Source organism: Chelativorans sp. J32, assembly GCF_000518985.1.
GTDB lineage: Bacteria > Pseudomonadota > Alphaproteobacteria > Rhizobiales > Rhizobiaceae > Chelativorans.
In genome coordinates this window covers 15,338-38,769 of record NZ_JAEQ01000005.1, presented here as the reverse complement: position 1 = coordinate 38,769, position 23,432 = coordinate 15,338, and the positions used below count along the sequence as shown (strand labels likewise).

General features: G+C 62.4%; 26 protein-coding genes. 19 read left to right on the top strand and 7 right to left on the bottom strand.

The window, feature by feature from the left end; translation table 11 throughout:
- Positions 1-3: 3 nt before the first annotated feature.
- Positions 4-288 carry a SelT/SelW/SelH family protein gene (locus CHEJ32_RS0109220; protein WP_028033614.1) on the top strand — a complete coding sequence of 95 codons (285 nt, stop codon included), beginning with the start codon at positions 4-6 and terminating at the stop codon, positions 286-288.
- Between the two features lie 118 nt (positions 289-406).
- Here CHEJ32_RS0109220 and rpmE read toward each other — a convergent pair whose 3' ends face one another.
- A complete protein-coding gene (rpmE, locus tag CHEJ32_RS0109215; protein WP_028033613.1) occupies positions 407-628 on the bottom strand; it encodes a 50S ribosomal protein L31 in 222 nt (73 codons plus the stop codon).
- A gap of 201 nt (positions 629-829) precedes the next feature.
- On the opposite strand from rpmE, the gene CHEJ32_RS0109210 reads away from it, so the two are divergent.
- Complete coding sequence (locus CHEJ32_RS0109210) at positions 830-2,635, top strand: ABC transporter transmembrane domain-containing protein (RefSeq protein ID WP_028033612.1); 1,806 nt, start codon at positions 830-832, stop codon at positions 2,633-2,635.
- Positions 2,636-2,716: 81 nt separating this feature from the next.
- On the opposite strand, the gene CHEJ32_RS0109205 is transcribed toward CHEJ32_RS0109210, so the two are convergent.
- Both CHEJ32_RS0109205 and CHEJ32_RS0109200 read right to left on the bottom strand, forming a co-directional pair.
- Positions 2,717-3,748 carry a peptidoglycan -binding protein gene (locus CHEJ32_RS0109205; protein WP_028033611.1) on the bottom strand — a complete coding sequence of 344 codons (1,032 nt, stop codon included), beginning with the start codon at positions 3,746-3,748 and terminating at the stop codon, positions 2,717-2,719.
- The gene (locus CHEJ32_RS0109200) at positions 3,748-4,761 is read right to left on the bottom strand and encodes a MotA/TolQ/ExbB proton channel family protein (protein WP_028033610.1); all 1,014 of its coding nucleotides are present in this window, start codon (positions 4,759-4,761) and stop codon (positions 3,748-3,750) included. Before CHEJ32_RS0109200 ends, CHEJ32_RS0109205 begins: the two co-directional genes overlap by 1 nt.
- A gap of 143 nt (positions 4,762-4,904) precedes the next feature.
- Here CHEJ32_RS0109200 and CHEJ32_RS24290 point away from each other — a divergent pair, with 143 nt between their 5' ends.
- On the top strand, positions 4,905-5,813 hold the full coding sequence (locus CHEJ32_RS24290) for an NAD-dependent epimerase/dehydratase family protein (RefSeq protein ID WP_051469567.1): 909 nt from the start codon (positions 4,905-4,907) through the stop codon (positions 5,811-5,813).
- A gap of 212 nt (positions 5,814-6,025) precedes the next feature.
- Here the strand turns inward: CHEJ32_RS24290 and CHEJ32_RS0109190 are convergent, their stop codons facing one another.
- From CHEJ32_RS0109190 to CHEJ32_RS0109175, 4 genes are all read right to left on the bottom strand, one after another.
- Positions 6,026-6,820 (bottom strand): inositol monophosphatase family protein, encoded by a 795-nt coding sequence (locus CHEJ32_RS0109190; RefSeq protein WP_028033609.1) that lies wholly within the window; start codon positions 6,818-6,820, stop codon positions 6,026-6,028.
- Positions 6,821-6,850: 30 nt separating this feature from the next.
- The gene (gene efp / locus CHEJ32_RS0109185; protein ID WP_028033608.1) at positions 6,851-7,414 is read right to left on the bottom strand and encodes an elongation factor P; all 564 of its coding nucleotides are present in this window, start codon (positions 7,412-7,414) and stop codon (positions 6,851-6,853) included.
- Between the two features lie 201 nt (positions 7,415-7,615).
- On the bottom strand, positions 7,616-8,644 hold the full coding sequence (locus CHEJ32_RS0109180) for a tetratricopeptide repeat protein (RefSeq protein ID WP_028033607.1): 1,029 nt from the start codon (positions 8,642-8,644) through the stop codon (positions 7,616-7,618).
- Positions 8,641-9,300, bottom strand: coding sequence for a thiamine phosphate synthase (locus CHEJ32_RS0109175; protein WP_028033606.1), 660 nt, complete (start codon positions 9,298-9,300; stop codon positions 8,641-8,643). Before CHEJ32_RS0109175 ends, CHEJ32_RS0109180 begins: the two co-directional genes overlap by 4 nt.
- 169 nt (positions 9,301-9,469) lie before the next feature.
- Between CHEJ32_RS0109175 and CHEJ32_RS0109170 the strand changes: the two genes are divergently transcribed.
- From CHEJ32_RS0109170 to tilS, 16 genes are all read left to right on the top strand, one after another.
- Positions 9,470-10,243, top strand: coding sequence for a sulfite exporter TauE/SafE family protein (locus CHEJ32_RS0109170; RefSeq protein ID WP_028033605.1), 774 nt, complete (start codon positions 9,470-9,472; stop codon positions 10,241-10,243).
- 54 nt (positions 10,244-10,297) lie between these two features.
- On the top strand, positions 10,298-11,941 hold the full coding sequence (locus CHEJ32_RS0109165; RefSeq protein ID WP_028033604.1) for an acyl-CoA synthetase: 1,644 nt from the start codon (positions 10,298-10,300) through the stop codon (positions 11,939-11,941).
- A gap of 323 nt (positions 11,942-12,264) precedes the next feature.
- The gene (locus CHEJ32_RS0109160; RefSeq protein WP_028033603.1) at positions 12,265-12,798 is read left to right on the top strand and encodes a DUF1465 family protein; all 534 of its coding nucleotides are present in this window, start codon (positions 12,265-12,267) and stop codon (positions 12,796-12,798) included.
- Positions 12,799-12,858: 60 nt separating this feature from the next.
- Positions 12,859-13,374: a crossover junction endodeoxyribonuclease RuvC gene (gene ruvC, locus CHEJ32_RS0109155; protein WP_028033602.1), complete on the top strand. Its 516-nt coding sequence runs from the start codon at positions 12,859-12,861 to the stop codon at positions 13,372-13,374.
- Positions 13,371-13,991: a Holliday junction branch migration protein RuvA gene (gene ruvA, locus CHEJ32_RS0109150; protein ID WP_028033601.1), complete on the top strand. Its 621-nt coding sequence runs from the start codon at positions 13,371-13,373 to the stop codon at positions 13,989-13,991. The genes ruvC and ruvA overlap by 4 nt, the downstream gene beginning before the upstream one ends.
- Positions 13,992-14,060: 69 nt before the next feature.
- A complete protein-coding gene (locus tag CHEJ32_RS0109145) occupies positions 14,061-14,351 on the top strand; it encodes an AbrB/MazE/SpoVT family DNA-binding domain-containing protein (RefSeq protein WP_028033600.1) in 291 nt (96 codons plus the stop codon).
- On the top strand, positions 14,330-14,746 hold the full coding sequence (locus tag CHEJ32_RS0109140) for a PIN domain-containing protein (protein WP_084032745.1): 417 nt from the start codon (positions 14,330-14,332) through the stop codon (positions 14,744-14,746). The genes CHEJ32_RS0109145 and CHEJ32_RS0109140 overlap by 22 nt, the downstream gene beginning before the upstream one ends.
- Complete coding sequence (gene ruvB / locus CHEJ32_RS0109135) at positions 14,743-15,783, top strand: Holliday junction branch migration DNA helicase RuvB (protein ID WP_028033598.1); 1,041 nt, start codon at positions 14,743-14,745, stop codon at positions 15,781-15,783. Before CHEJ32_RS0109140 ends, ruvB begins: the two co-directional genes overlap by 4 nt.
- A 147-nt stretch (positions 15,784-15,930) precedes the next feature.
- Positions 15,931-16,395, top strand: a complete 465-nt coding sequence (gene ybgC, locus CHEJ32_RS0109130) for a tol-pal system-associated acyl-CoA thioesterase (protein WP_028033597.1) — start codon at positions 15,931-15,933, stop codon at positions 16,393-16,395.
- A 239-nt stretch (positions 16,396-16,634) separates the two neighbouring features.
- Positions 16,635-17,363, top strand: coding sequence for a protein TolQ (tolQ, locus tag CHEJ32_RS0109125; protein ID WP_028033596.1), 729 nt, complete (start codon positions 16,635-16,637; stop codon positions 17,361-17,363).
- Positions 17,363-17,809 (top strand): protein TolR, encoded by a 447-nt coding sequence (tolR, locus tag CHEJ32_RS0109120; protein ID WP_028033595.1) that lies wholly within the window; start codon positions 17,363-17,365, stop codon positions 17,807-17,809. The genes tolQ and tolR overlap by 1 nt, the downstream gene beginning before the upstream one ends.
- 5 nt (positions 17,810-17,814) lie before the next feature.
- On the top strand, positions 17,815-18,873 hold the full coding sequence (locus tag CHEJ32_RS0109115; RefSeq protein WP_028033594.1) for a hypothetical protein: 1,059 nt from the start codon (positions 17,815-17,817) through the stop codon (positions 18,871-18,873).
- 35 nt (positions 18,874-18,908) lie between these two features.
- On the top strand, positions 18,909-20,225 hold the full coding sequence (gene tolB, locus CHEJ32_RS0109110) for a Tol-Pal system beta propeller repeat protein TolB (RefSeq protein ID WP_028033593.1): 1,317 nt from the start codon (positions 18,909-18,911) through the stop codon (positions 20,223-20,225).
- A gap of 167 nt (positions 20,226-20,392) precedes the next feature.
- Complete coding sequence (pal, locus tag CHEJ32_RS0109105) at positions 20,393-20,914, top strand: peptidoglycan-associated lipoprotein Pal (RefSeq protein ID WP_028033592.1); 522 nt, start codon at positions 20,393-20,395, stop codon at positions 20,912-20,914.
- Between the two features lie 158 nt (positions 20,915-21,072).
- Complete coding sequence (gene ybgF, locus CHEJ32_RS0109100) at positions 21,073-22,089, top strand: tol-pal system protein YbgF (protein WP_028033591.1); 1,017 nt, start codon at positions 21,073-21,075, stop codon at positions 22,087-22,089.
- Positions 22,090-22,092: 3 nt separating this feature from the next.
- A complete protein-coding gene (gene tilS, locus CHEJ32_RS0109095) occupies positions 22,093-23,412 on the top strand; it encodes a tRNA lysidine(34) synthetase TilS (RefSeq protein ID WP_028033590.1) in 1,320 nt (439 codons plus the stop codon).
- Positions 23,413-23,432: the final 20 nt, after the last annotated feature.

Sequence of the window (23,432 nt, the reverse complement as noted above, 5' to 3'; positions counted from 1 at the left end):
CTCATGGCCCATCGGGTGACCATCGCCTATTGCCGCCAATGCCAGTGGCTCCTGCGCGCCGGCTGGATGGCGCAGGAGCTGCTTTCCACCTTTTCGGAGGAGTTGGAGGAAGTGGCGCTCAAGCCCGGAACGGGCGGCATCTTCGAAATCCATTGCGATGGCGAGCTTGTCTGGGAACGCAAACGCGACGGCGGCTTCCCCGACGCATCGGAGCTCAAGCGGCGCGTGCGCGACGTCATCGCGCCCGAACGCGCCTTGGGTCATGTGGATCGGAAATCGGCTGAATAGCGCCCGGTTCGCTTGCCCTGCTCCGGGTGTCGCTGGTTAAAACACGAAACTGCGGAAGTTAAGCGAAACAAAAAAGCCCGCCGGAAGGCGGGCCTTTTCATTAAGCTTATGGCGGACTTTAGATGCCCAGGCCTTCGTAGCGCTTCTTGAACTTCGACACACGGCCGCCACGGTCGACGAGCGTCTGCTGGCCGCCGGTCCATGCCGGGTGCGAGTTGGGGTCGATGTCGAGGTTGAGTGTGTCGCCTTCCTTGCCCCAGGTCGAGCGCGTCTCGTATTCGGTGCCGTCCGTCATGACGACCTTGATCATGTGATAGTCGGGATGGATATCGGCTTTCATCGCTCTGTCCTGAATTTGTCACTCATGTGGCTCGTGCGCGGCTTCCGCTGCGGCAATCTCGCCCATTTTGAAAACTTGAAGCCGCGGCCAAGGGCGGCTACGGCTTCGAAAAGGTTCGCGTGCCTATACATCAGCCGGCGGATTGATACAAGGCCGGTGGAACGGAATCTTGGAACACCGGTGCGCCGGAAGGAAGGGGCTATGGCATTGACACCCGTCGCGCAGGAGGAAAAGTCGCGACGCACCCTCAAACCGCTGCGCGGCCTCCTGCCTTATCTGCGCACCTATAAATGGCTGGTCGCCGGAGCGGGCTTCTTTCTGCTGCTTGCCGCCATCGCCACGCTCATCCTCCCGATCGCGGTAAGAAGGATGATCGATCACGGCTTCTCGGAAGCCGATAGCGGCTTCATAGCCAGCTATTTCTCCATGCTCGTGATCGTGGCCGCGGTGCTGGCCGTGGCATCGGCCGGGCGCTATTATTTCGTCATCACGCTTGGCGAACGGGTCGTGGCCGATCTGCGCCGCGACGTCTTCACCCATGTCACGCGGCTTTCGCCGGCATTTTTTGATCAGGCTTTGTCGGGAGAGATCGTCTCCAGGCTTACGGCAGACGCGACGCAGATCAAATCCGCAGTCGGAGCGACGGCTTCGACCGCGCTGCGCAACACCATCATGGGGCTCGGCGCCGTCGCGATGATGGTTGTGACGAGCCCAACGCTTTCCGCGCTGGTGGTGGTGGCGATACCGGTCATTGTCTTTCCGCTCGTCGCCTTCGGACGCTCCGTTCGAAAACGGGCCCGCCGCGCCCAGGATACGCTCGCGGACGCCACTGCTTTTGCAGGCGAGCAGATCGCGGCCGTTCGGGTGTTGCAGGCCTTCACCAACGAGACGGTCGTTGCAAAGCGCTTCGCTGAGGCCGTGGAGGCGGCGTTCGAGGCCGCCCGCAGCTCGATTTTCGCCCGCTCGATCCTCACCTTCGTCGCTATCTTCGCCACCTCCGCCTCGGTCGTTGCGGTCCTGTGGGCGGGTTCGCATGCCGTGCTCAATGGCACGATGACGGCGGGCACGCTGGGCCAGTTCCTGCTTTATGCCGTGCTTGGCGCTGGAGCTCTCGGCGCCCTGTCGGAAGTCTGGGGCGAGCTTGCCCAGGCGGCCGGCGCCGCGGAACGGATGACGGAGCTTTTGGCGCAGAAACCTGCCATCGCAGCGCCGGCCCAGCCTCTCGCCCTACCGCTGCCGCCTCGCGGCTCCGTGTCCTTCAGGAACGTCAGCTTCGCCTATCCGTCACGTCCTGGCCGTTCCGCTTTACACGATCTTTCCTTCGATGTGGCGCCGGGTGAGACGGTGGCGATCGTCGGGCCGTCTGGAGCCGGCAAGAGCACGGTCTTCTCGCTGCTCCTGCGCTATTACGATCCCGACCAGGGCGCGGTGCTGATCGACGGGGTCGATATCCGCAGAGCCGACCCCCAGGCCGTGCGCGAGCGCCTTGCGATCGTGCCGCAGGACGTCACGGTATTCGCCGCCACGGCGGCCGATAACATCGCCTTCGGCCGGCCGGGTGCAACGCGGGAACAGGTGGAGGCTGCCGCCCGTGCAGCGCTTGCCCACGACTTCATCAGGGCGCTGGAAAATGGGTATGATACCCAGGTCGGCGAGCGCGGGGTGACGCTTTCAGGCGGCCAGCGCCAGAGGCTCGCCATTGCCCGCGCCATCCTTCGTGACGCCCCGATCCTCCTTCTGGACGAGGCCACCTCGGCTCTCGATGCAGAGAGTGAAACGCTGGTGCAGGAAGCGTTGGAGCATCTGATGCGGGGCCGCACCACGATCGTGATTGCACATCGCCTCGCCACCATCCTCAAGGCGGACCGGATCCTCGTGCTTGAGGAAGGCAGGATCGTGGAGGAAGGACGACATGCCGAGCTCGTCGCTCGTGGCGGCGTCTATGCCCGGCTTGCCAGCCTGCAGTTCGAGGCAGGGGCAGACGTGTTCAAGGGAGCAGCGGAGTGAAATTGGAGAATGGCGGAGGCGGCTAGGGGGCTGGAAGCCGCGCGAGCGCCGCAATGTTGCGCGCGCTCGTCTTTGTCCCATTCACCGCTCGGTGAGCTTCAGCTCGATGCGCCGGTTGCGTGACCGCGCCTCCGGTGTGTTCTCCGGATCGAGCGGCTGGAATTCTCCAAATCCTGCTGCCACCAGCCTCTCAGCCGGCACGCCGTTCTCGATCAGGAACTTCACCACTGCCACCGCGCGCGCGCTGGAAAGCTCCCAATTGTCGCGGAACCGGCCGGTGCCCGAAAGCGGAATATTGTCGGTGTGCCCGTCGACGCGCAGGACCCAGTTGATCTCGGGCGGGATTTCCCTCTGCAATTCAAGGATCGCGCCGGCGAGCTTTCTCATCTCGTCCTGGCCGCTCGGGTTGATCTCCGTCGCGCCGGAGGCGAAGAGCACCTCCGATTGGAACACGAAGCGGTCTCCCACGATGCGGACGTCCTCTCGGTCGGACAGGATTTCACGCAATCGGCCGAAGAAGTCGGAGCGATAGCGGTTCAGTTCCTGTACGCGCTGAGCGAGAGCCACATTCAGCCGGCGTCCGAGATCGGCGATCTTGGCGTTGGATTCCCGGTCGCGCTTTTCCGAAACTTCCAACGCATCTTCCAGAGCGGCGATCTGCTGCCTTAATGCCGAAATCTGCTGGTTGAGAAGCTCCACCTGGGAAAGAGCACGCTGGCTGATCTGCCGTTCCTGATCCAGTTCGCCCGTAAGCGCGCCGATGCGTTCGTTCGCGACGGCTTCGGTTCCGGCGCCGCTCGAAAGAAGCTGCTGCAGCCGGCTCTGCTCCGCTTCGGCATCAGCCAAAGAAGCGCGCAGCGTGGCGATCTGGTCTTCGGCGTCCTGGGAGTTCGCCTGTTCGAGAGCCAGGAGCTGTGTCAGTTCGTTGATCTGCGCATTGAGCCGGTCGAGCGCCTCGTCCCTGCCGCTGATTTCCCGGCTCAGGAAATATTGCGCGACTACAAAGACCGAGAGCAGGAACATGATGGCCAGGAGCAGCGTCGACAGCGCGTCAACGAAGCCCGGCCAGTAGTCGATCGTTCTTTCCCTGCGGCGGGAGCGCGCAAGCGGCATCAGGTGTTTTCCCGCTTCTTAAGGGCGACAGCGATCTTTTCCAGAGTCTCGCGCAGCGCCTTCTGGTCGGTCGCCTGGGCTTCGACCCAGTCGCGCATCATCTGCTGCTCCTGGCGCATATTCTTCACGAGACCTGAAATGCCCTCGGCCAGCGAAGCCATTGCGGCAGCCGTACGGGGATTGCTGCTGCCCCCTTCCTGCATGGAGCGCAGCTTCTCTGCGAGATCGCGAAGCTCTTCGGAGGAGCCGTTCTTGGCGCCGTCCAGATCAGAGCTCAGATCAGTCACCGTCGAGAGCCAGTTCTCCAATTCCGTGTAGAAGCGGTTTTGCGCGCGGCCCGCCTGCAGGTCCAGGAAGCCGAGAATGAGCGATCCGGACAGGCCGAACAGCGACGAGGAGAACGCCGTGCCCATGCCGCTCAGCGGCGCCGAGAGCCCTTCCTTGAGCGAGTTCAGCACATCATTGGCATCACCCGAGCCGGGATCGAGCGACTGGATCGTTTCGCTGATCGAGCCGATCGTCTGCAACAGGCCCCAGAAGGTGCCCAGCAGCCCGAGGAATACGAGGAGACCGATGAGGTAGCGCGATATGTCGCGGCTTTCATCCAGCCGCGTGGCAATCGAATCCAGGATGGACCGCATCGAACTCGTCGACAACGCCATGCTGGACGAGCGGCTGAGCAGCGCTTTCATCGGGGCCAGAAGAACGGGTTCCGACGATTCGGAGCCCGCCAGGAAGGAATTGACCCAGCGCACCTCCCGAAACAGGCGCACCACCTGGCCGATGGCCAGGAGCACGCCTACAGCGAGCACGCCCAGAATGAGGCCGTTGAGGCCGGGATTGCTCTGGAAGGCGCTGGAGATCTGGCGGTAAAGTATAGCCGCGACAAAGCCGACTATCACCAGGAAGATCAGCATCGAATAGAGGAAAACCTGCGGGCTCGAAAGCCGGCGCGGATCATATTGATCATCCACGACAAGCCGATCCGCCCCCAGCGATTTCAGCAACGCCATCTCTCCCCGACTCCGCTTCTGCCTGAAAAGTTTGGCCGAGACTCTAAACGGAAATGTGACCAAATTGAAATATATATCCGTTCCATCCTTCCGCCGCCTGTAGAGCCGGCGCATCCGAAAACGCTGGAAACCCGAGAGAGTTCATGGCGCGAATACTTGTGACCGGCGCGAGCGGCTTCATCGGCCGGCATCTCGTGCGGGTTCTCCAAGAACGAGACCATGAGATCACCGAAGCCGGGCGGCGCCATCGGGGCACGGAACGCCGGTTCGTCATGATTGGTGATATCGGTCCAGCAACGGATTGGTCGTCAACGCTCATCGATATCGACGCCGTGGTCCATCTGGCGGGTCTGGCGCACCGGGAAGATGCGAGAGAGGCGGAATTCTTTGCGGTCAACGACGAGGGAACCAGAGCACTCGCAGCGGCCTGTGAGGCTGCTGGCATCCAGGTGCTCGTCGCGTTGAGCAGTATCGCCGCGCGGGAAACAGAACAAAACCCGCAAAATGCCAATGCCTATGGCCGCTCCAAGCTTGCTTCCGAGGCGCATGTGAGGCGGTTTGCCGAGCGTGGAGGCATCGGCATCGCGCTACGGCCCCCGCTGGTCTATGGCCCTGATGCGCCTGGCAACTGGCAAAAACTGCAGCACCTTGCGGCCAAGAGGCTGCCGCTCCCCTTCGGCGCCGTGCGGAACCGGCGTTCCATGTGCTCCGTCGGCAATCTCTGTGACGCGCTCGTCACGGCGTTGGAAGCTGGGCTGAACGGGGTCGGCGGAGGCACTTACGAGATCGCCGATCGGGAGGTGGTCTCTCTTTCCCAAATCCTTTGTTGGCTTCGAGAGGGGATGGAGCGACCGGCATGGCTCCTGCCCGTACCGCATGGCCTCCTGGATGCTGTGGCGCGGCTGTCGGGGAGACAGAAGCTGAAAGCTGCTCTGCTGGACGACCTGACGCTCGATCCCTCCGCCTTTATCCGCGTCTTCGCCTGGAGCCCGCCCGAGACGGCGGAGGAGGCGATTCGGCATTCGGGGAGGTGCTTTATCTCAGCGCGTTAAACACTTCGAAGGAATCGGAGACGGCTTCGTTATCGCGCCCAGCCGCATAGAGGGGGACCATTGGGAGGCGCGGCCGTTCCCACAGTAGGCTCGTCTATGTCAAAGCCTGACAGGACTGAACCCGCTCGGCGAGGAGCGGCCGCTTTTCGCGATCTGGGCGACCAATAGGTTCCCGGATAGCCGTTCTGGCTTCCGGCATACAAAGGGCAGATTCAGGAAACCGGCTTCTGCAGCGTTTTGAGCAGGCTGCGGTGGATGAGTTCGTTGCCAGCCACGACAGACCCGCTGTCGAGCATGTCCTGCCCGCCGTTCCTATCTGTCGCGAAGCCGCCGGCTTCACGCACCATGAGGATGCCTGCCGCCATATCCCAAGGGCTCAGCGCATCTTCCCAGAAGCCGTCCATCCGGCCTGCCGCCACGTAGGCCAGGTCGAGGGCGGCCGAGCCGAGCCGGCGGATGCCGGCCGCCTCGCCCATCACATTGCGTAGGTCGAGAAGCGCGCGTCCATGGTGGCCGCGGCCCAAATGAGGGATGCCCGTGCCGATAACGCAGTCCGTCAGTTCGCGGCGCGCTGCCACCCGCATGCGCCGGTCGTTCAGGAACGCGCCGCCGCCGCGTTCGGCCGTATAAAGCTCATCCATGGCGGGATTGTAGATCACGCCCGCCACGAGCGTGCCCTGCCGCTCCAGCGCGATGGAGACGGAGAAGATCGGGATCCCGTGCAGGAAATTGGTGGTGCCGTCGAGCGGGTCCACCAGCCAGCGATGCTGCGGATCGTCTCCGTCCACCGCTCCTCTCTCCTCCATAAGGAAGGAGTAGCCCGGACGGGCACGCGAAAGCTCCGTGTGGATGATCTCCTCTGCGCGGCGATCGGCCTGGCTCACATAGTCGCCGGGCCCCTTTAGCGAGACCTGCAGGTTCTGCACCTCGCCGAAATCGCGCGCGAGCGAGCGGCCGGCCTTCATCGCGGCTTGAACCATGACATTGATGATGGCCGAACGGGGCATTGGGGTATCCTAATATAAAGTGGCGCGCCGTTAGTCGGCGCGGCGCAGGTAAGTGATCTCGTCGGTATCGACCACGATTCTCTCGCCGGCCGAAATGAAGGGCGGCACGAGGATGCGAATGCCGTTTTCAAGCACCGCAGGCTTGTAGGAGGAAGCAGCCGTCTGGCCCTTTACCACCGGGTCTGCCTCCGCGACCGCAAGCGTCACCTGCGGCGGCAGGGAAATGCCGATCGGCCTCTCCTGATAAAGCTCCACGGTCACGGTCATGCCATCCTGCAGGAATGCCGCGCGGTCGCCCACGAAATCCTTCTGCAGCTCCAGCTGCTCATAGGTCTCCGAGTCCATGAAGACCAGTGCGTCGCCCTGCTCGTACAGGAATGTGAAGTCCTTCTGCTCGAGGCGGACCTTCTCTACCGTTTCTGCTGAGCGGAAGCGTTCGTTGAGCTTAGTCCCGTCGATCAGGTTCTTCAATTCGACCTGATTGTAAGCCCCGCCCTTACCGGGCTTCACCGCGTTCGTCTTCACTGCGACCCAGAGGCCGCCATTGTGCTCGATGACGTTTCCGGGCCGGATTTCGTTACCGTTGATCTTCATTCTCACCGTCCTGATATGGAGCCGCGCCACTGAGCCGGGCCGGCGCTTCAAGACCACAAAATGGGCGTTGAGGCAAGGTGGGGGAGTGGGGGAATAGGGCGGGAAGGCAGTGGGACGGGGATGTGAACGAGGAGCCAAACCCCGCCAGGCACTGAGCCACGTACTGCCCTGCTGCCTTCTTCCTTATTGCTTTATTTTCGCCTACCGCAACTCCCTGGACCGCTGCGTCGCTTCTTCGATCTGCTCATCGGTAAGGCCACCCAGGAAGTCTTCCATGTCCATGTCCGTCAGCCCTGCCCGGCGTGCTGTCAGATACCAGGATGCGGCGAGGATCGGGTCCGGTTCCGTACCGAAACCGGCCATATAAGCCTTTGCGAGGCGGTTCTGGGCGGCCACATTGCCGCTTTCCGCCGCCCTCTTGAGCCAGAGGAACCCTTCTTCCATGTTCCGTTGCCCGCCTCGACCTTCGATGAGCCAGAGTCCGAGATCGAGCTGAGCGGTTTCGAAGTTTTGCCGTGCCGCACGTTCCAGCCAGCGCCGCGCTTCCTCCTCGTTCCTCTCCTTGCCTCCGAACCCGTTGGAATAGACCTGCGCCATGGCATATTGCGCGTCCGCGAGCCCCGCTTCGGCTGCGCGTTCGTACCAAGTGACAGCCTCGGTGCTCTTTGCTCCGGTTTCCATCAGCATCTGAGCCAGGTTGAACTGAGCGAGAGGCTTGCCCGCTTCCGCCGCCTTTCGCATCAGTCCGAAAGCCCTGTCAAAATCGCGGTCGATGAATTCTCCGTCGAGCAGCATCAATCCGTATTGAAGCTGGGCCTCGGGATCGTCTTGGTCGGCCGCCTTGCCATACCATTTGGCCGCCTCCTTCCCGTCGCGCTTTACGCCGAGCCCCCGCGCATAGATTTCGGCTATCAGCGTTTGCGCCGCCGCGTCACCAGCTTCGGCGCGGGGCTGCGCGAGCTTGAGCGCGGTCAGATAATGTCCGCGCTGATAGGCGCCGAAAGCGTCGTCGAGGACTTTGCCGAAGCGCGAGGGATCGATGGCAGGTACGGAGGGTTGCTGTCCTGTCGCGGGTTCGTTGTTCGGCGCTGAAGGTCGGGGCCCCTTCTGCTCCGCAGGCTTGGCCGCCGGCGCGTTCTGGGCAGGCTGAGGTTCCTGCTGCGCCCAAATCGGGTGCGAGCTAAACCAGATCGCCAGGGCGCAAACCGCAGCGGACGAGAGACGTCTCATCCGGCGCCCTCCAGGGCGGGCGCATGCGCATCGAGGAGGGCGTTCGCTTCGGCCACCATGGCGGCAGGTTCACGCCCGGCGGCAAAGACGGCATTGCCGAGTGCGACGAACTCCGCGCCAGTCTTCGCGACATCGACCACCGAGTGGATTTCAGAGCCCGCAAGCACGATGCATGGGATCTGGATCATCTCGGCCCACCAGGTCGCGAGCGCGAGATTGCGCGAATGTGGTTCGGGTTTCGTGTCATAGCCGAACCGGCCGAAAAAGATGTAGTCGGGCTGAGTTTCGCCCAGTTCCAGCGCATCGTCGCGGGTTTTCACGCCGCCGCAGCCCACCATCATGCGCACCTGATGCTTTGCGATGATCTCGGCGAGTTCCGCCTTTGGGGCTTCAATATGCACGCCGTCCGCCTGCACGCGGGCAGCGACCCGCGGCTCGCCTGCGACCAGAACGGCGACCCCCTTCGCCTGTGCCAGCGACGTAAGCTGCTCGGCCCGTGCCTGGAAAACGCTTTCATCCGCATCATAACCGGGAATGATGAGGGAAGCGACGTCGCCGCCCGAAAGCGCGGCTTCGATGCGTTCCGCGTCGCCCGGCTGGGTCGGAGGCGCGATCAACACGATTCGGCAGCGATTGGGCGTCCTTGCTTCACTCATCTATTCGCCGTGAACTTCATGGAGATTGAAAATTGGCCACTCTTTTTGGTGTGATTGGGGCATAGACGATGGGGAGGCCGGGCCACAAGCAGAATCGGAATCATAGGCGCACCTCTCGCAAAAGGAAGCCAAACGGTTTATTGCCGCTGGGTAACCCGATTTCTCAGCCATGGCTCCCATCCTAACGGACCCGACATTTTATCTTGTTGCGATCCCTGCGGTCGTCCTGGTCGGTCTCTCCAAGGGCGGGCTGGGCGGGGCATTGGCGCTGATCGGGGTGCCTTTGATGGCGCTTGTCGTCTCTCCCGTCCAGGCGGCGGCCATCATGCTGCCCATCCTCATCGTGATGGATCTGGTGTCGCTGTGGGCTTGGCGTGGCTTTTACGATCGGCGGCTTCTTACGATCATGCTGCCCGGGGCTGTCCTGGGGGTCGGGATCGGATGGCTCACGGCGGCTGTGGTCACCGCGGATCACGTCCGGCTGATCGTCGGGATCACCACGCTGGCGTTCTTCTTGCGGTGGGTTGCGGACAAGCTCAGGAAGAGCGATCGCGTGGCCGGCCACAACTGGGGAAAGGGCCTGTTCTGGGGCACCGTCTCCGGCTTCACCAGTTTCGTTGCGCATGCGGGCGGGCCGCCCTATCAGGTCTACGCGCTGCCGCTGAAGCATGATCCGAAGCTCTATACCGGCACGAGCGTCATTTTCTTTGCCATCGTGAATGCGGTGAAGCTCATTCCCTATTTCGCGCTCGGCCAGTTCGATGCGACCAATCTCACCGCATCGCTGATCCTTGCTCCCATCGCGCCGATCGCCACATTTGCCGGCGCTTGGATCATCCGCCGCATGAGGCCGGAAGTCTTCTATCCGCTGATGTATGGAATGATCCTCGTCGTCTCGCTGAACCTGATCTATGAAGGAACGAAAGGGCTTTGGGGCTGGTGAGAGGGATGGCTTGCGGCTAAAAAAATGGGCGCAAAGGCCTCGGGAGGAGCATCAGTGCGCGACAACCCATACGAACGGGATCTCGACAGGAATCCGGCCAACTACCAGCCCCTCACGCCGCTTACGCTGCTTGAGCGCGCCGCTACTGTCTTTCCCGATCAAACGGCGATCATTCACGGCTCCTTGCGACGCAGCTACCGTGCGTTTTGGGAGCGATCCGTCCGGCTCGCCTCAGCCCTTGCGCGGCAGGGCATCGGCAAGGGGGACACGGTTTCCGTCATGCTGTCCAACACGCCGCCAATGCTGGAGGCCCACCATGGCGTTCCGATGGCCAAGGCGGTGCTGCACTCCATCAACACGCGGCTGGACGCTGCGGTGATCGCCTTCCAGCTCGACCATTGCGAGAGCAGGGTGGTGATCGTGGACCGCGAGTTTTCAGCGGTGATGAAGGATGCGCTTGCAAGAACGCAGGTGCAGCCTCTGGTGATCGATTTCGACGATCCGGAATATCCGGCTGATGCGCCCTATCCGAAGGGCGAACGGATCGGCACCGTCGATTATGAGGAGTTTCTCGCCTCGGGCGATCCGGATTTCGCCTGGTCGATGCCCGATGACGAATGGGACGCCATTTCGCTTAATTATACGTCAGGCACCACCGGAAATCCCAAGGGCGTGGTCTGCCACCACCGCGGCGCGGCATTGATGGCCTATGCCAATACGGTTCATGCGGGCATGGGGCGGCATCCGGTTTATCTCTGGACCCTGCCAATGTTCCACTGCAATGGCTGGTGCTTTCCGTGGACATTGGCGCTCCAGGCGGGCACGCATGTCTGCCTGCGTTGGGTGCGTGCCAAAGCCATGTACGATGCCATAGCCGATCACGGCGTGACGCATCTGTGCGGCGCGCCCATCGTCATGTCCACGCTGCTTTCGGCCGGTCCTGACCAGAGGCGCGGTTTTCCGCAGACCGTCAATTTCAGCACAGCCGCGGCTCCGCCGCCTGAATCGGTGCTTTCCGCGATGGCCGATGCCGGGTTTGCCGTCACCCATCTTTACGGGCTCACCGAAACCTATGGTCCCGCCGTGGTGAACGAGTGGAAGCTCGAGTGGGATGAACTCGACGAAGCGGGGAAGGCTGCACAGAAAGCGCGTCAGGGGGTGCGCTATGCCGCGCTCGAAGGCCTCACGGTCATGGACCCCAGGACGATGCAGTCCGTTGCAGCCGACGGAAAGACGATCGGTGAAGTGATGTTCCGCGGCAACATCGTCATGAAAGGCTATCTGAAGAACAAGCAGGCCACCGAAGAAGCTTTCGCGGGCGGCTGGTTTCATTCCGGCGATCTCGGAGTGCTCCATCCGGATGGCTACATCCAGCTCAAGGACCGGTCGAAGGACATCATCATCTCCGGCGGCGAGAACATTTCATCCATCGAGGTGGAAGAAGCACTCTACAAGCACCCTGCCGTCGCCTTTTGCGGTGTGGTTGCGCGTCCGGACGAGAAATGGGGTGAAACGCCCGTCGCTTTCGTCGAGTTGAAGGCGGGGATGGAGCCGACGGCGGAGGAACTGATCGCCCACTGCCGGAGGCTGCTGGCCGCGTTCAAGTGCCCGCGGCACGTCGTCTTCACCGAAATTCCGAAAACATCCACAGGAAAAATTCAGAAGTTCCGGCTGCGCGAACTTGCACGCTCGCTCTGAACTGCGCGCAGTTTTATCGTAATTTTTTCCTTAGGCGGTCCAGTTCGTTAACCCCCCATTAAGCTTTACGGGCGTTTACTGTGTGTATCCAGAGATCTGGATTCTGACCGAGTGGCTGGAGCCATTCTGTTTGACGCCTCCCTGTTAACTCCTGAGAGCCGCAGTCCCGCGGCTCTTTTTTTGTCCACAGTTCCCTGTTAACCTTCGATTAATCCTGGGACTTGCGTTTGGGGCCGACCCGGCGCATTTTCCCGGCCAAATTCCAAGATGTTTAGAGTGCCCGGGCTGACCGGGCCGGTACAGGGGTTGTGAGGCGAGTAGGAATGGCTACCGTTTATACGGGGGGCGCCGCCAATATGATCAAGCTGGCTGAAAGGCGCGTCTTCTCCCAATCATTCAAGCCGCTCTACAACGAGGGCATGGGTCTCGTTGAGGAGACGGCCGAATATCTCGATGGGGAAGGGCGGGCCGCCGCCAAGACCCTCTCGCGGGTCGCCGCCGGTCTCTATGCCGCCGAATCCATGCGGCTCACCACCCGTTTGATGCAGCTCGCCTCCTGGCTGCTCCTGCAGCGCGCTGCCAATTCGGGGGAGATGACGCGCGAGCAGGTTGCCGCCGAGAAGGTCAAGGTTCGGCTCGACACGGCCTCGCTCCACGAAGGAGCCCCCGGATGGAGCGAACTGCCGGAGGCGTTCCGCAGCTTGGTCGAGCGTTCGCTGAGGCTCGAGGCTCTCGTCCGCCGCATGGACGAGGAGATTTACGGCTCGGCCGATGATCATGCCCGGGACGAACAGTTTCCCGGAAATCCGGTTTCCGATCAGATCAATCTCCTGCAGACCGCGTTCGGAAGAGGCTGAAGCCTCCGACTTCTCCCTTCCTGCTGGTGCTGGCCGCTGTCTGGCGGCTATGCTGAGCGCATGACAGGCACGATTCGCATCATCGGCATCGATCCGGGGTTGAGACGCACCGGTTGGGCCATCATCGAGACACTCGGCAATTCGCTCCGGTTCGTTGGCGCCGGTACCGTGCGCTCCGACGACAAGGCAGACCTCGCCTCGCGCCTGTGCCAGCTCCATGACGGGCTTGCCGAAATCCTGCATGTCCATATGCCGCATGAGGCAGCGGTCGAAGCCACCTTCGTCAACAAGGATGCCGTGGCGACGCTGAAGCTCGGGCAAGCGCGCGGCATCGCAATGCTCGTGCCGGCGCGCGCGGGCCTGCGCGTCGCCGAATATGCGCCGAATGCGGTGAAAAAAGCGGTGATCGGCGTCGGCCACGGCGAGAAGCGGCAAATCCATATGATGGTGAAAGTGCTCATGCCCAAGGCCCGGTTCGACAGCGACGATGCGGCGGACGCGATCGCGGTGGCCATCTGCCACGCGCATCACCGGCAGTCACCCACCTGGCGGCTGGCCCTGGAGGCCCAGTCATGATCGGCAAGCTGAAAGGCATTCTCGACGAGATCGGCGAGGATCATTGCGTGGTGGATGTGGGCGGAGTGGGTTATGTCGCCCATTGCTCCGCCCGCACAATGTCGTCCCTCGCAGGCGTGGGAACGCCCGTCACGCTCTTCATCGAAACCTATGTCCGCGAGGACATGATCCGCCTCTACGGTTTCCAGTCCGCGCTGGAGCGCGAATGGTTCCGGCTGCTGCAAAACAATGTCCAGGGCGTCGGTGCCAAGGTCGCTCTCGCAGTCCTGTCCACCCTTTCGCCATCCGAGCTTGCAAATGCGATCGCGCTCAGGGACATCGCCATGGTGGCACGCGCGCCCGGCGTGGGCAAAAAGGTGGCCGAGCGCATCGTCACGGAACTGAAAAGCAAGGCCCCGGCCTTCGCCGGCGAGGCGACCGGCACGATTGGCCTCAAGCAGGAGCTTGGCGAGGGGGTCGCTCCCGCGCCGGTTTCGGACGCGGTCTCGGCGCTTGCCAATCTCGGCTATTCGCGCGACATCGCGGCGAATGCGGTGGCGGCGGCTCTCAAATCAGCCGGCGAGGGCGCGGATACGGGTACATTGATCCGGCTCGGCCTGAAGGAATTGGCCCGGTAAGTTGCGGATTGAAGTCCAGTCTTCCTTACCTTACCTTTCGGGTAAGGAATTGTGCGGTAGGTAAGGAAAATGGGTGTCCGAGCGACCATCACTTCAAAAGGACAAGTTACGATCCCGAAGGAAGTCCGGGACCGCCACAATCTCCAACCCGGCGACACGATCGAATTCGTCGAGGAAAACGGGAGGACGTGGTTGCGTCCGCGTAATGTGAGGGCAGTTGATCTTTTCGGTATTCTCGGCACACCGCCTATCAAATTGAGCGATGAGGAGCTGGAGCAGGCAATAGAAGAGGCCGCTGAAGGAGCTGCAGCCGAGGATGACGCGCGGATCATGCGTGAGTGGCGAAGGGGAACCAAGTGATCGGCATCGATACGAACGTGCTGGTGAGATTCCTTGCCGGTGACGATGCTGGCCAGGCCGATGCTCTGCGGCGCTTTTTCTCTGAGCGAAATCCAGCCGATCCGGCCTTCGTTAGTAAAGTTGTGCTGCTTGAGGCGTTATGGGTGTTGAGAAGGCGGTTCGGATATTCGCGTTCCGCTGTGCTCGATGCGCTGCGCCAGGTATTGGCAACTGCCGAGTTCAAGTTCGAGCACGGTGAGCAATTGGAGGAAATCTTGGCTGCAGGTGATCCTTCGTCTTCGGATATCGCCGATCATCTCATAGCCTGGTCCGCGAATGCCAATGGCTGTTCCCGTACCGTGACTTTCGATAAGAGGGCCGCTTCTCGCGTCCCGGGCATGGAGCTTTTGCCATGAGCGAGCCGGACCGCATCGTTTCTGCCGCTCAGCGAGGCGAGGACGCCGACACGACCATGCGCCCGCAATCGCTGGACGAGTTCGTCGGCCAGAAGGCGGCGCGGGCCAATCTGAAGGTGTTCATCGAGGCGGCGCGTTCGCGCGGCGAGGCGCTGGATCATGTACTTTTCGTCGGTCCGCCGGGGCTCGGAAAGACGACACTCGCCCAGATCATGGCTCGCGAGCTCGGCGTCAACTTTCGCTCCACCTCCGGCCCTGTTATCGCCAAGGCGGGCGATCTTGCGGCTCTTCTCACCAATCTCGAAGAGCGCGACGTGCTCTTCATCGACGAAATCCACCGGCTCAATCCGGCCGTCGAGGAAATCCTCTATCCCGCCATGGAGGATTACCAGCTCGACCTCATCATTGGGGAGGGTCCGGCTGCGCGCTCGGTGAAGATCGACCTTGCAAAGTTCACCCTTGTCGCCGCAACCACGCGCCTCGGCCTGCTAACCACGCCGCTTCGGGACCGCTTCGGCATTCCCGTCCGGCTTGAATTCTACACGGTCGACGAGCTGCAGGCGATCGTCACGCGCGGCGCCCGCATTCTGGGTCTGCCGCTCTCCGAAGACGGTGCAGAAGAAATTGCCCGGCGCGCCCGCGGCACGCCCCGCATTGCCGGGCGCCTCCTGCGCCGGGTGCGCGATTTTGCCTCAGTGGCCGGTGCGGAGAAGGTGACGCGGCAGGTCGCTGACGCCGCGCTTTCAAGGCTCGAGGTCGATTCTTTAGGGCTGGATCAGCTCGACCGGCGATATCTCACGATGATTGTCGAGAATTTCGGGGGCGGCCCCGTAGGTATCGAGACGATTGCCGCAGCGCTTTCGGAGCCGCGCGACGCCATCGAAGACATCATCGAACCGTACCTCATCCAGCAGGGATTTATCCAGCGCACCCCACGCGGGCGGGTGCTCGCCGCCAAAGCATGGAAGCATCTGGGCCTCAACCCGCCCAAGGAGCTTTCGCAGGCGCAGATCAGCCTCTTCCAGGAAGAAGAGTAGCAAGCTTGCGCTTGGGACCCGGCTCGTGTTGAACCGGAGATATATCGAACGTTTCGGTAGGCAGTCTCGGGGTCGACCTGAGGGGACGGAACGGCTTCATCTTCATTGACGGTCGAGAACCGTCGACGGAACAGCGGCAGGACAACAATGGCCGATGGCGGACATGACCTTGCGACAGGCATCAGCGGTGAGCTGACCGAGACCGGTCACCGTCTGATGGCGCGCGTGTATTTCGCGGATACGGATTTTACCGGCGTCGTATATCACGCGCGTTATCTCGAGTTCCTGGAGCGCGGTCGTTCGGATTTCCTGCGGCTCTCGGGCGTGCACCATACCGAGCTCGCCGACGGGAAACATGGCGAGCGGCTCTCCTGGGTCGTGCGTCGCATGGAGATCGATTTTCGCCAGCCGGCCCGCATCGATGACATCATCACCGTCGAAACATGTGTCGAAGATATATCAGGCGCGCGTATCCACATGCGCCAGAAACTGAAGCGCGATGCGGACCTTCTGGTCGAAGCGCGGGTGGAAGCCGCGATCATCGGTGAGAGTGGAAAGCCGCGGCGTTTTCCGAAAGAGTGGATTCCGGCCTTTCTGCGCCAGCCGGGCTGAATCCGCAATCAAAGCCTAACCGCAAAATAATAAGCGCATCAGTAATACTGCATTAACCATACATCTTCATATGATGAAACGCGCAACCAAGGCTTGAGCGCCTTCCTTTGACCAAAATTTGTCGGAAGAAGGCGCGATTGAAGCTCTTCGGGGGGCGTAGCGGCTAGGTTCGATGGCTCGCAAATTGAAACGGGGACGGACCCGCATTGAAGCTGCCCGGATTTAGAGGACGGTAGGGTATGGAAAGTGTAGAGCTCGCCGCGCCTGGTGGGGATCTCTCCATCTGGGCGTTGTTTTGGCAGGCCGGATGGGTCGTGAAGCTGGTGATGATCGGGTTGCTCGGCGCCTCCATCTGGAGCTGGGCCATCATCATCGATAAAGTGTTGAGCTATGCGCGGATGCGAGTGGCGCTCAACCGCTTCGAGCAGGTTTTCTGGTCGGGTCAGTCGCTGGAAGAGCTTTACCGCTCGCTTTCGGATCGCAAGACCACCGGCATGGGCTCGATCTTCGTCGCTGCAATGCGCGAATGGAAAAAGAGCTTCGAGAAGGGGGCCCGTTCGCCGCTTGGGCTGCAAACCCGAATCGACAAGGCCATGGAACTGGCGCTCACCCGCGAGATGGAGCGGCTGGAGAGTCGGCTTGGCTTTCTTGCTTCCGTAGGCTCATCCGCTCCCTTTATCGGCCTGTTCGGCACGGTGGTCGGCATCATGACCTCCTTCCAGGCGATCGCCGGCTCAAAATCGACCAATCTCGCCGTCGTGGCGCCCGGTATCGCGGAGGCGCTCCTTGCCACCGCCATCGGTCTGCTCGCGGCCATTCCGGCCGTCATCGCGTATAACAAGCTCACGGCGGATGCCGGCAAACTTGCCTCCCGGATGGAAGGATTTGCGGACGAATTCTCGGCCATACTATCGCGGCAAATCGATGAGAAGGTCGCTCCGAAGACTCGGGTCGAGGAGTATGCCTGATGGGGATGTCTGTCGCTTCGGGTGGCGGAAAGGGACGACGGCGGCATGGTCGCCGTCATGCGCCCATGTCGGAGATCAACGTCACGCCCTTCGTGGACGTGATGCTCGTTTTGCTCATCATCTTCATGGTGGCGGCGCCCCTGCTTACGGTCGGCGTGCCGATCGACCTGCCGGAAACGCAGGCGAAAGCGCTCAATTCGGAAACGCAGCCGATCACCGTCTCCGTCAATAACGAGGGCAAGATCTATCTGCAGGAAACCGAGGTTTCTCTGGAAGAGGTGGTGCCGAAGCTGCAGGCAATCGCGCAGACCGGCTACGAGGAGCGGATCTATGTGCGTGGCGACCGGGCGGCCGATTACGGCACCGTCATGCGCGTGATGGCCCGGATTTCCGCTGCCGGTTTCCGCAATCTCGGACTCGTAACTCTGCAGGAACAGGATAGCTGATCGCCATGAGGGCCGGTCTCGCTTCGTCGGTCACCTTGCACGTCGTGCTCCTCGGCTTCGGGCTCGCCTCGTTGTCGGCGCCGAGCGCTTTTGAGGTCGCGGATGTGGAGGCCCTCCCGGTCGATATCGTCCCGGTGGGCGATATCACCCAGGTCCAGCAAGGCGAAAAGAATGCGCCGGTCGCACCAAGGCCGGCTCCAAAGCCTACGCAGCGTCAGGATCCGGTGGAAAACGCGCAGAAGGTGGGCGAAGCGGATACCGACCTGAAGCCTCCCCCCACGCCCGAGGCGAAGCCGAAGCCCGTCGAGCAGGCTTCCGAGCCTCCTCCGTCGCCGAAGCCGCAGCCCACACCGGTAGAAAAGCCGGTCGAAAAGCCCCAGGAGGCCAAGGCCGAGGATGTGCCTGTGCCGGCCGCCGAGCGCGAGCCGCAAGCGCAGCCGCGCCAGGAGATGAAGCCTGATCCTGCGCCGGAGCCGATGGTTGCGGAGAATACGGAAGGCGAAAGCGTTAAGCTGCCGCCCGCCGCTCCCCTGCCGCAATCCCGGCCACAGCCACCCAAGCCGCAGATCGCCAAGGCGCCGGAGCGCAAGCAGGCCGAAAAGCCCGCTGCCGAGCAGAAGCAGGCGAGCAAGGAAACCAAGGACAGCGAGGTTCTCGACCAGGTCGCCGCGCTTCTCAACAAGGAAAAGGCCTCCGGGGGCGGCGCCAAGCGTTCGACCGAGGAGGCAGCACTCGGAGCCAGTCAGACCACCAGCGGAAATACGCTTTCCCAGAGCGAGATGGATGCGCTGAAAGCGCAGGTCCAACGCTGTTGGAATGTGCCGGCCGGCGCCCTTGACGCGGAGAATCTGCGCGTGTCTGTCAAGTTCAAGTTGGACCCGAGTGGCGCAATTGAGGGTCGCCCCGAGGTCATCGAGGGAGGCGGTGGCTCGGGCGTCGCCCGTGCCGCGGCGGAGTCGGCGCGGCGCGCCATCCTTCAATGCGCCCCTTATAATCTTCCCGCCGAAAAATATAGCGCCTGGGCGGACGTGATCATGGACTTCAACCCGAAGGACATGTTCTGACCTGCGGCTCAATCCAGAATCAAGAGGCACAGCTTATGCAGAGATTCGTCAAAGCAACCCTGGCCATAGTAAGCTTGGCCCTGGGCTTCTTTGTCCTGATGGTCGCGCCGGGGCAGGCGCTGGTGCGGATCGAAATCACGAAAGGTGTCGTCGAGCCGGTCCCGATCGCCATCACCGATTTCCTGTCGGGAGGGCAGCGCGGCGCAGAGATCTCGTCCGTGATCGCGGCAGACCTCCGCCGCTCCGGCTTGTTCGCGCCGATCGACCGTGCAGCCTTCATCGAGAAGATCTCAAATCCTGACGTCGCTCCCCGCTTCGAGGACTGGAAGGTCATCAACGCGCAGGCGATCGTCACCGGGCGCGTGACCGAGGAGCCGGGGGGTAGGCTCAAGGCGGAATTCCGTCTTTGGGATACCTTCGCCGGGCAGCAGCTCGTCGGCGAGCAGTTCTTCGCAAAGCCGGCGGATTGGCGACGCGTCGCCCACATCATCGCCGACACCATCTACCAGCAGTTCACCGGCGAGAAGGGTTATTTCGATAGCCGCATCGTCTTCGTGGACGAGTCCGGCCCCAAGGAGAACCGCGTGAAGCGGCTCGCCATCATGGATCAGGACGGCGCGAATTATAAGCCGCTGACGGATGGACGCGCCATTGTCATGACGCCCCGCTTTTCGCCCGAGCGGCAGGAAATCACCTACATGTCCTACGAGGGCGGCCAGCCGCAGGTCTATCTCCTGCAGTTGGAGACAGGGCAGCGCGAGCTCGTCGGCAATTTCCCCGGCATGACGTTTGCGCCGCGCTTCTCGCCGACCGGTGACAAGGTGATCATGAGCCTCCTCCGGCAGGACGGGAACTCCAACATCTTCACCATGGACCTCAGGACGCGGACCACGGCGCGGCTGACCGACACCAACGCCATCGACACCTCGCCATCCTATTCACCGGACGGCAACAGGGTCGTCTTCACCTCCGACCGCGGAGGGCGCGCGCAGATCTATGTCATGAATGCGGATGGCTCCAACCCGCAGCGCATTTCCTTCGGAGAGGGAACTTATTCGACGCCTGTCTGGTCTCCGCGGGGCGACCTCATCGCGTTCACGAAGCAGAGCGGCAATCAGTTTCAGATCGGCGTGATGCGGACGGACGGCTCGGGCGAGCGAATCCTATCCTCGGGATTCCTGCAGGAAGGTCCGACCTGGTCTCCGAACGGAAGGGTGATCATGTTCTTCCGGCAGGATGCCGGCGGGGGTGGGCCGAAGCTTTACTCCATTGATCTTACCGGCCGGAATGAGCAGCAAATCCCAACGCCGAACTTTGCTTCGGATCCTGCCTGGTCTCCGCTTCTTAAATAAAACGGGACGCCCCCTTTCAGCCGCAATTGCCGTTACCGTCGAGCATCTGTCCAGTGAGTCTGCCCAACGGTAATAAAAAATTAACCCTGTTTCTTGAGTCCCCTTTAACCCAGCCATGGTTACTAGGTGCTCAAGAAATCCGCTTAAATGCCAAGGAGAGTGACGGCATGCGCCGTATCGCAGCTCTGACGAGAAACCCTGTAGCCATCGCCCTGGTCGCCGCGCTCGCCGTCGCCGGCTGCCGCTCCAACAAGCAGGTTCCCAATTCCGCCGCCGATCTGGGCCTCGGTGCCGGCGCCGGACTCGGGGGAACCGCCGCTCCGGGATCGCGGCAGGAATTTACGGTGGCCATCGGCGATCGCATCTTCTTCGACACCGATTCCTCGGTCATCCGTGCCGACGCCCAGGCAACGCTTGCCCGCCAGGCACAGTGGCTCAACCAGTACCCGTCCTACACGGTCACGGTCGAAGGGCACGCGGACGAGCGTGGCACCCGTGAATACAACCTGGCGCTCGGCGCACGGCGCGCTGCCGCGGCGCGGGACTTCCTGGTTTCGCGTGGGGTAGCTGCAAGCCGCATCCAAACCATTTCCTACGGCAAGGAGCGGCCTGTCGCAGTCTGCGACGACATCTCCTGCTGGTCGCAGAACCGGCGCGGCGTCACGGTGCTGAACGGCGCCGGAAGCTAAGCACTGCGACTTTTTTGCATCACCGCAGAGGCGGCAATCGTGCCGCCTCTTTCGTATGCGTGCTCTAATCAAAATTTGGCCGAAGTCTCGCGACCTGATAAAGGGATGCCGCAGGGTTAATCTTCCCTGTCTTTTCTTGGTCGAGATGCGAGATAGGAATGCTGTCCCGAAACCATTTGCGTGGCCTTGCTACGCTCATTCTCTTTGTCGCGGCGTCGGCCGGTCCGGCCGCGGCGTTTCAACTGCCATGGGCGCAGAGACCGGCTCGTCCCGTCGCTGACGGCGCGCAGGTAATCCAGGTCCAGGCCAACGACCCGCGGCTGATGACGCTCGAGGAGGAAATCCGCAAGCTCAACGGCCGGCTTGAGGAACTCAACTTCCAGATCCTGCAGATGCAGGACCAGATGCGCCGTATGCAGGAAGACACGGAGTTCCGGTTCCAGGAGCTCGAAGGTGGGGCCGCCGGGCAGGCTGCCAAACCGGAACAGCGGTCGGAGCGGCTAGCGCCGCCCGCCGGCGCGCCCGAGCAGACTGCAGCCAGCAGCGTTCCGCCGCCACCGGCGGCGAGCGCACCCGCTGCCGCAACCCCGCCATTGGGTGCTCCCCCAACAGGCGCCCCCCAGGCGGGAGCAGGACCGGAACTGGGCGCTCCTCCCCGTACTCTCGGCACCATCACATTCGACCAGAACGGCAATGTCGTCTCCACCGGCGCCGGCGAGCCGGTCGATCTCCTGCGGGGAACGGCTGTCGAGGGCACCGACGGTGCGGTTGTCGCCGCGCTGCCGCACTCCGACAATCCAGAAGAAATCTATCAGAGCTCCTATCAGTTCATCCTCTCCGGCGACTACAAGACAGCGGAAGCCGGTTTCCGGCAGTATCTGACCATGTTCCCCGACGGCAGCCACGCGCCGGACGCGAATTTCTGGCTCGGCGAAGCGATGCTCGGCCAGGATCGGTACCGCGAAGCGGCCGAGGTGTTCCTGAATGCCAATCGCCAATATCCGGAGGCGAGCAAGGCGCCCGAGATGCTCCTGAAGCTAGGGGTTTCGCTCGCCGCCATGAACCAGCGCGACGTGGCATGTGCGACTTACACAGAGATCGGACATCGTTATCCGAACGTTTCCTCCGCGCTCAAGGAGCGCGTGAAGCAGGAACAGGCGCTCGCCGGTTGCTGAGCGATGCCCGAGCCGGGCGCACTTTTTTCTGATATCCGCCTAGCGGGACGTCGCTCCCTCATTGCGGCGGTTTCAGGCGGTGGCGATTCTCTCGCCCTTCTTCTTCTTCTTCACGATTACCTGAAATGCCTCCCCGAGCGACCGTCGCTCGTCGCGGTGACCGTCGATCACGGCCTCCGGTCCGAATCGGCTGCGGAAGCGCGCGCGGTCGGTGAACTTGCGGCTGCGCGTGGCATCGCCCATCGCACCCTGCGCTGGGAAGGCGCAAAGCCCGCATCCGGCATTTCCGTGGCTGCGCGCGAGGCGCGGTTTTCATTGCTGGCGCACGCTGCGCGTCAAGCGGGCACGGATATGGTTTTGACCGCCCACACCGCAGATGATCAGGCGGAAACGGTCGCGATGCGATCGTCGAGGGGGCAGGGCAGAGGCACGGCGGGTATCGCGCCTGCGACGCTTTACGACGGCGATGTCTGGTTCTTGCGGCCGCTCCTCCAGGCCCGCCGCGCTACATTGCGAGCATTTCTTCGCGAGCGCGATATCGGGTGGTTCGAGGACCCGAGCAACCGCGACGCCCGCTTCGAGCGGGCGCGGGTCCGTCTCAGCCTTGATGAAGCGAGAACCCAGTTGCTCCTAGGCGAGGCCAGGGACGCGCAAAGGCGGCGCGAGGAGGAGGGGCGATCGGCTGCGCACCTCATCCGCAATTATGCGCAACAGCCCGTGCCAGGCCTGCTCCGCTTCTCCCTCCAGGCTGCTTCCGATCCCGAAGCCGGTCTCTACACATTTCGCATCCTCCTTGCCGCAGCAGGGGGAGCCTCCCACTTGCCGGACGAAGAGCGCTCGGCTGAAATCCTTCGACACGTGCTCGCTGATGGCCGGAGGGCCAGCCTGTCGCGTGTGATCATGACGCGGAAGGGGGATTGGCTTTATCTGCACCGGGAATTGCGCAACCTGCCGGAGAAGCCTCTTGTCCGGGAGCTGGTTTGGGATGGCCGTTATAGGATCAGTACGGAAAGCCCTGAGCCGGACACCCGGATCGCGCCTTTCGGCACGGTGAATGCGGCCGCGCTTGATCTTCCAGCAGCCGATACGCCCACCCATCTCCTGCTATCGGCGCAGGCGGCGGAACCCTCCGCCTGGGTGGGAGACCAGTGCGTCGGCCTTGCACAACAGATGAAGGGAATTGCCCTGCGCCCCCTAGCCGCACCCTGGGCAAAGCTCCTCCCCTCCTTTGATCTTGCTCCCGCCGCTGCTCTTCTTGGGCTCATGCACGGCGAGCCGCCACCTGCCTTGCCATTCGATGGCCACAAAGGACATAACGAATAAACCATATGGTCCTAGATTTG

What these genes read in the sequence shown, in the direction of transcription:
- pal (WP_028033592.1), top strand. Translation starts at nt 20,393, where the DNA reads ATGCGCCGTATCGCAGCTCTGACGAGAAACCCTGTAGCCATCGCCCTG.
- CHEJ32_RS0109200 (WP_028033610.1), bottom strand. Translation starts at nt 4,761, where the DNA reads ATGGCGTTGCTGAAATCGCTGGGGGCGGATCGGCTTGTCGTGGATGAT.
- CHEJ32_RS0109205 (WP_028033611.1), bottom strand. Translation starts at nt 3,748, where the DNA reads ATGCCGCTTGCGCGCTCCCGCCGCAGGGAAAGAACGATCGACTACTGG.
- efp (WP_028033608.1), bottom strand. Translation starts at nt 7,414, where the DNA reads ATGAAGATCAACGGTAACGAAATCCGGCCCGGAAACGTCATCGAGCAC.
- CHEJ32_RS24290 (WP_051469567.1), top strand. Translation starts at nt 4,905, where the DNA reads ATGGCGCGAATACTTGTGACCGGCGCGAGCGGCTTCATCGGCCGGCAT.
- CHEJ32_RS0109145 (WP_028033600.1), top strand. Translation starts at nt 14,061, where the DNA reads ATGGGTGTCCGAGCGACCATCACTTCAAAAGGACAAGTTACGATCCCG.
- ybgC (WP_028033597.1), top strand. Translation starts at nt 15,931, where the DNA reads ATGGCCGATGGCGGACATGACCTTGCGACAGGCATCAGCGGTGAGCTG.
- tilS (WP_028033590.1), top strand. Translation starts at nt 22,093, where the DNA reads ATGCCCGAGCCGGGCGCACTTTTTTCTGATATCCGCCTAGCGGGACGT.
- CHEJ32_RS0109190 (WP_028033609.1), bottom strand. Translation starts at nt 6,820, where the DNA reads ATGCCCCGTTCGGCCATCATCAATGTCATGGTTCAAGCCGCGATGAAG.
- tolR (WP_028033595.1), top strand. Translation starts at nt 17,363, where the DNA reads ATGGGGATGTCTGTCGCTTCGGGTGGCGGAAAGGGACGACGGCGGCAT.
- ruvB (WP_028033598.1), top strand. Translation starts at nt 14,743, where the DNA reads ATGAGCGAGCCGGACCGCATCGTTTCTGCCGCTCAGCGAGGCGAGGAC.
- CHEJ32_RS0109170 (WP_028033605.1), top strand. Translation starts at nt 9,470, where the DNA reads ATGGCTCCCATCCTAACGGACCCGACATTTTATCTTGTTGCGATCCCT.
- CHEJ32_RS0109160 (WP_028033603.1), top strand. Translation starts at nt 12,265, where the DNA reads ATGGCTACCGTTTATACGGGGGGCGCCGCCAATATGATCAAGCTGGCT.
- ruvA (WP_028033601.1), top strand. Translation starts at nt 13,371, where the DNA reads ATGATCGGCAAGCTGAAAGGCATTCTCGACGAGATCGGCGAGGATCAT.
- CHEJ32_RS0109115 (WP_028033594.1), top strand. Translation starts at nt 17,815, where the DNA reads ATGAGGGCCGGTCTCGCTTCGTCGGTCACCTTGCACGTCGTGCTCCTC.
- CHEJ32_RS0109180 (WP_028033607.1), bottom strand. Translation starts at nt 8,644, where the DNA reads ATGAGACGTCTCTCGTCCGCTGCGGTTTGCGCCCTGGCGATCTGGTTT.
- CHEJ32_RS0109220 (WP_028033614.1), top strand. Translation starts at nt 4, where the DNA reads ATGGCCCATCGGGTGACCATCGCCTATTGCCGCCAATGCCAGTGGCTC.
- CHEJ32_RS0109210 (WP_028033612.1), top strand. Translation starts at nt 830, where the DNA reads ATGGCATTGACACCCGTCGCGCAGGAGGAAAAGTCGCGACGCACCCTC.
- CHEJ32_RS0109175 (WP_028033606.1), bottom strand. Translation starts at nt 9,300, where the DNA reads ATGAGTGAAGCAAGGACGCCCAATCGCTGCCGAATCGTGTTGATCGCG.
- ybgF (WP_028033591.1), top strand. Translation starts at nt 21,073, where the DNA reads ATGCTGTCCCGAAACCATTTGCGTGGCCTTGCTACGCTCATTCTCTTT.
- rpmE (WP_028033613.1), bottom strand. Translation starts at nt 628, where the DNA reads ATGAAAGCCGATATCCATCCCGACTATCACATGATCAAGGTCGTCATG.
- ruvC (WP_028033602.1), top strand. Translation starts at nt 12,859, where the DNA reads ATGACAGGCACGATTCGCATCATCGGCATCGATCCGGGGTTGAGACGC.
- tolB (WP_028033593.1), top strand. Translation starts at nt 18,909, where the DNA reads ATGCAGAGATTCGTCAAAGCAACCCTGGCCATAGTAAGCTTGGCCCTG.
- tolQ (WP_028033596.1), top strand. Translation starts at nt 16,635, where the DNA reads ATGGAAAGTGTAGAGCTCGCCGCGCCTGGTGGGGATCTCTCCATCTGG.